Source organism: Anaerotignum sp. (assembly GCF_031981185.1).
Lineage (GTDB): Bacteria > Bacillota > Clostridia > Lachnospirales > Anaerotignaceae > Chakrabartyella.
The window spans coordinates 114763-120199 of the sequence record NZ_DALYUL010000002.1 but is presented as its reverse complement, the minus strand read 5'-3'; the positions used below and the strand labels follow the sequence as shown (position 1 = coordinate 120199).

Below are 5437 nucleotides of genomic sequence, written 5' to 3'. Positions count from 1 at the left end.
AATGGAGAATTTAAAGGTGAGCCTGGCTGGGGCAAATTAATTAAAAGAAGGTTAAGTCCAAAAAATCTAAAATAGATGGAGAGGGTTATATGAGTAAATATACGCAGCAGGAAAAAAACGGTCTTTATGAATTAACACCGGAAGCAACCGCCGAGCTCAGCAATTCTCAGTATTATAATTCGGATTTGGCGCCAACCACTGTAAATGAAAGAACATGGAATGCCTTTAGCATTTGCAACCTTTGGGTTGGCATGTCAATTTGTGTTCCATCCCTTGCCCTTGCATCCTCTTTGGTTGCTTTGGGTATATCACCTATGCTTGCAGTAGTCAACGTTATTTTGGGCAACCTGATTGTTTTAGTCCCCATTCAGCTAAACTCTAAAATCGGTACAAAATATGGTGTTCCATTCCCTATTTTTTCCAGAATGACCTTTGGAAATAAGGGCACACAGTTACCTACTTTTTCAAGGTCGATCATAGCCTGTGGTTGGACAGCAGTACAAAGTTGGGTAGGTGGGGGAGCCATTGCTGCATTAATTGGTGTTGCGATCCCCATGTTTTCAGATCAAAGCATGAAAGTTGCACTTCCCGGCAATGATGGCGTTGTTGTGGGTCAATTAATCGGGTTTTTCCTATTTATGCTTTTGGTTTTCGTTGTTGCTTACAACGGCATGGAGAAAGTAAAATGGGTTCAAAATATTGGCGGCCCCATTCTGATCATTGTTATTTTAGGTTTATTAATGTGGTCATTAAATGCGATTTCCGGGTCAGGTCATTCCCTAGGGGATGTATTTGCCGTTGGAAATGATGCAACACTCATTGAACAAAATGGTGGTTTTACCTTTGTATTTATGGCGGGTTTAACAGGAAATATTGCCTTTTGGTCCACCATGGCTTTAAACATACCAGACTTCTCCAGATATGCAAAGAGCCAGAAGAGTCAATTCATGGGACAGTTGGTGGGCATGCCAATTCCTATGGCGCTGTGTGCTTTTGTTGGTGCTTTATTTGCACAGGCAACAAAATATACAGTGGGTGAAGCGTTGTTTGATCCTACCAGTGTATTCTATTATGTGGATAATAAACTTCTTGTTGCAATCTGCGCAATTGGTGTAATTATGGCAACTATAACAACTTGTGTTGCCGCAAACGTGGTTGCTCCTGCAAATGGTTTTTCTAATATCTCTCCTAAAAAAATTAGCTATAAAAGAGGTGTAATCATTACTTGCTTGATTGCAACCTTTGTAACTCAGCCTTGGTGGATTTACGGTTCAGGTGCAAGCTATATCTTTAACTGGCTGAACAATTATGGAACCATTATTGCTCCTGTTGCTGCAATTTTAATTGCTGACTACTTTATCTGTAAGAAACAGCTTGTAGATGTTGCAGGGTTATATCAGGGAGAAGGCGGTAGATATTGGTACAGCGGTGGCTGGAATAAAAATGCAATGATTGCATGGGGTGTATCCTTTATTATTCCGCTACTTGGAAATACAGCATTAAAATATCATGCCGGTTCTAATTTAAAGCCAAACTTTATTCAATTTTTAGCTGCTAACGGATATATGGTTTCTTTCATAATTGCCATTATTGTTTATGTGGCTTTAATGAAATCAGCACAAGGTAATGTAAGCTATGGCTTTGTAAGTGAAGAAGAACACAAAGGGTTTACGATGAATGATAATTAATCATTATTTCATCATCAATGTGTTATTAAGATTCGTTCATAACGGACAGTGTATATTGCACCTCTGTATTGCATTGTATTAGGATTGAATGTAATACAACTGGGGATACCGCTTTGAAAGCGGAAAATCCTAATGGCCCGTTCAATAAAGAGAAAAAATATAGAAAGAAGGAATGAATGATGTACAAATGCAGTTTAGAGCGAACCAGTGACAAAATCAGAACTTTTTCTAAGTTTGGTGATGCCGGCCACGGAGGAATTACCAGATATTCTTTATCTGACGAGGCAAAACAGGCAAGGGAATATTATATTGAAAGAATGACAAAAATCGGCGCAACCATTGAAACTGATGATTTTGCCAATATGTATGCCACACTACCGGGCAGTGATCCAAATGCAAAAAGAATTGTTATGGCATCCCATGCGGATTCTGTTAAGAATGGCGGCAATTACGATGGTATTTTAGGTGTCATTGGAGCGATGGAGGTTTTGGAAACTGTAGCCGCTGACAACATACCCCATAAGCATCCTTTAACAGCAATGATATGGACAAACGAAGAAGGTTCCTTATATCCTCCAGCAATGATGAGTTCCGGTGTTGTATGCAATGGCTATTTGCCGGAAGGAATTGCGAAGAATTTCAAGGAAGAAAATATGCTTGCTTCCAAAAGTGTTTTAGATAAAATATCAACCTTTGGTGAGGCTCTTGAAAAAAGTGGGTATAAAGGCAAAAAAGAAAACCGTTTAAATCCTGATAACTATAAGGCAATGTTTGAATTACATATTGAACAGGGTCCTATTTTGGAAAATGCCGGATTAGACGTTGGTGTAGTTACCTGTGTTTTGGGAATGTTTAACACCAGAGTGAAGTTTTATGGTCAGGCGGCTCATGCAGGCACATTCCCTATGGAATACCGTCAGGATGCCCTTTATGCAGCAGCACAGGCACTTTGCTATCTCCATGAGGAAATTGATAAGCTTGGTTATCCCGAGTTGGTATATACCACAGGCGAGGTAGTAGTTCATCCCTGTGTACATACTGTCATTCCTGATTATGTGGATTTCTCCCTTGATGTTCGCCATGAGAACCCGGAAGTACTGAAAAAGGTTTATCAGATTGTTCGAAGTCTGGATGGCCAGGAATGGGCAAAATGCCGTTGTGAAGTGGTGGATCAGTGGAATCGGGATACCGTTTATTTCGATAAAAAGCTGGTGGGCTTTGTAAAACAAGCGGCAGAGGAATTAAATACCAAACATCAATATATCAATAGTGGTGCAGGCCATGATGCACAGTTTGCTGCATATGTTTTGCCAACTACAATGATATTTGTTTCTTCTGAAAAGGGATTGTCCCATTGTGAACCTGAGCATACAAGTGACCAGGTTTGTGCTGAGGGAATTAGCGTATTGCTGAATGCGGTTTTAAAGTGTGATAAAGAATAGTTTTTGAAAATGAACATTTTTTATGACTAAGACTGCTGGGAGGCGTCTGAAAATTTTGAGGCGCCTCCCTCTTTCATCACATTTTTAAAAAATAAAGAAAGAGGAGAATGGAATGACTGGGAGAGAAATGGTTTTTAAAGATGAAAATTATTTTTATCTACAGGGACTGAAATTTATTGATGCAGAAAGAAAAATGTGATTCATTTTCAGTTTGTTCCAGAAATAACAGAATTGGGTGAAAGTTCAGGCTCATATTTTTTTAGCCTGAAGATATGAGAGGAGTTGAGGAATTTGAGTAAAGTAATTAAATCAACGTATGTTTCTGAGGCTGTTGAAGGCTTTACGCCAAGGACAGCAATGGAAGAAGCTTCAAGATGCTTACTATGCCATGATGCCCCTTGTAGCAAAAGCTGTCCCGCAGGTACGGACCCTGCAAAGTTTATTCGCTCTATTCGCTTTAGAAATGTAAAGGGTGCGGCGGAAACCATCAGAGAAAACAATGTGCTGGGTGGCAGCTGTGCTAGAGTCTGTCCTTATGATCGGCTTTGTGAGGAAGCCTGCAGCAGATGCGGCATTGATAAACCCATTGAAATTGGAAGATTGCAAAGATTTGCTGTGGAGCAGGAAGAAGCTCTTGAGATGAATATATTAAAAGCACCTGAAATGAAAAAAGCTGCTAAGGTTGCTTGTGTTGGTTCTGGTCCCGCATCTCTGGCTTGTGCAGCAAAGCTTGCGTTGGAAGGTTATGAAGTTACAATTTATGAAGCGGAGGAAAAGGCAGGCGGCGTATTAACCTATGGCATTGCTCCTGCAAGATTACCTCAGCATGTGGTTGACCATGATATCGACACAGTGAAAAACTTAGGCGTGAAGTTTGTATTTAACACGAAGGTTGGAAAAGATATTTCCGTGGAAACCCTCCAGAAAGAGTATGAAGCTGTATTTATCGGCGCTGGTTTATGGTTGGAAAAACTGCCTGAGATTCCCGGTACAGAGTTGCCCGGCGTATTGGCGGCGGCGGATTTCTTGAAGAAAGCCAGAAAATCCGAGGGTACATATGATCCTGGCAGAAGAGTTATCGTAATCGGCGGTGGCAACGTAGCCATGGACTGTGCGGTTTCTGCGAAATTGTTGGGTGCAGAGAAGGTTGATATTTATTACAGAAGAACCATTGAGGAAGCACCTGCGGATATGGCTGAATTCCAGTATGCGCTATCCTTGGGTATCTCTATTACCACAAACTTTGCTCCTGCTGAGGTAGTGGGTATAGATAAAGTTGAGGCTATGAAGTTCAAAGGAAGAGATGGGGAATCAGAAGCAAAGGTTGCAGTGGATACCGTTGTTTTTGCCATTGGACAAGGGGCTGAGGATATGACAAGTTTGGCACCCTTCTCTGTAAATGAAAAAGGCTTGATTGTGACGGAAGGTGGTTGCAAAACAAATATTGACGGAATTTTCGCTGGCGGCGATGTGGTTTTAGGCGGAAAAACCGTGGTTGAAGCTGTTGCATCTGGAAAAGCTGTGGCAGAAGAGATGATGAAGTATCTTGCACAGAAAGAGGTGAACTAAAATGGGGATTAAAAAAGATTTATCCATAGATTATTTAGGTGTTAGATGTGAAAATCCGTTTTTCCTGTCATCATCCCCTGTAGGCAGCAATTATGAAATGGTGGCGAAGGCCTTTGAAACGGGCTGGGGCGGTGTTTTCTACAAAACCATTGGTATTTTTGTTGCAGATGAGTGTTCACCCCGTTTTGACCATGTGAAAAAAGAAGGAATGCCTTGGTTAGGCTTTAAGAATATGGAACAAATCTCCGACAAGCCAACAGAGGTAAACTTTGACAATATGTATAAACTGAAAAAGGCTTATCCTGAAAAAATTATGGTTGCCTCTATCATGGGTTCTAATGAAGATGAATGGCGTAAGCTTGCCAAAATGTGTGATGAAGTAGGCGTGGATTTGATTGAGGGGAATTTCTCTTGTCCTCAGATGACCTCCCATGCCATGGGTTCTGACGTTGGATCCAATCCTGATTTGGTGCGGGCTTATTCCAAGGCGGTTTCAGAAACCACCAAGATTCCTTTTATTGCAAAAATGACGCCTAACATTACAGATATGACTATTCCTGCCCTTGCAGCAATGGAGGGTGGTGCAAAAGGTATTTCTGCAATCAATACCATAAAATCCATTACCAATATTGACTTGGAAAACATGACAGCCATGCCTGTTGTAAACGGAAAATCATCTATTTCAGGTTACTCCGGTGCGGCAGTGAAGCCTGTTGCATTACGTTTTATTGCACAAAT

At 41.0% G+C, this 5437-nt stretch carries 4 protein-coding genes; all 4 read left to right on the top strand.

Annotated features, from left to right (window positions below; translation table 11 throughout):
- The first annotated feature begins 89 nt into the window (after positions 1-89).
- Positions 90-1688 (top strand): NCS1 family nucleobase:cation symporter-1, encoded by a 1599-nt coding sequence (locus RTK36_RS01580; protein WP_312043624.1) that lies wholly within the window; start codon positions 90-92, stop codon positions 1686-1688.
- Positions 1689-1867: 179 nt separating this feature from the next.
- The gene (locus RTK36_RS01575; RefSeq protein ID WP_312043622.1) at positions 1868-3130 is read left to right on the top strand and encodes a Zn-dependent hydrolase; all 1263 of its coding nucleotides are present in this window, start codon (positions 1868-1870) and stop codon (positions 3128-3130) included.
- A 291-nt stretch (positions 3131-3421) separates the two neighbouring features.
- Positions 3422-4699, top strand: a complete 1278-nt coding sequence (locus RTK36_RS01570; RefSeq protein ID WP_312043620.1) for an NAD(P)-dependent oxidoreductase — start codon at positions 3422-3424, stop codon at positions 4697-4699.
- 1 nt (position 4700) lies between these two features.
- Positions 4701-5437 (top strand): NAD-dependent dihydropyrimidine dehydrogenase subunit PreA (preA, locus tag RTK36_RS01565; protein WP_331654906.1); only part of this gene is annotated, 737 nt, incomplete at its 3' end.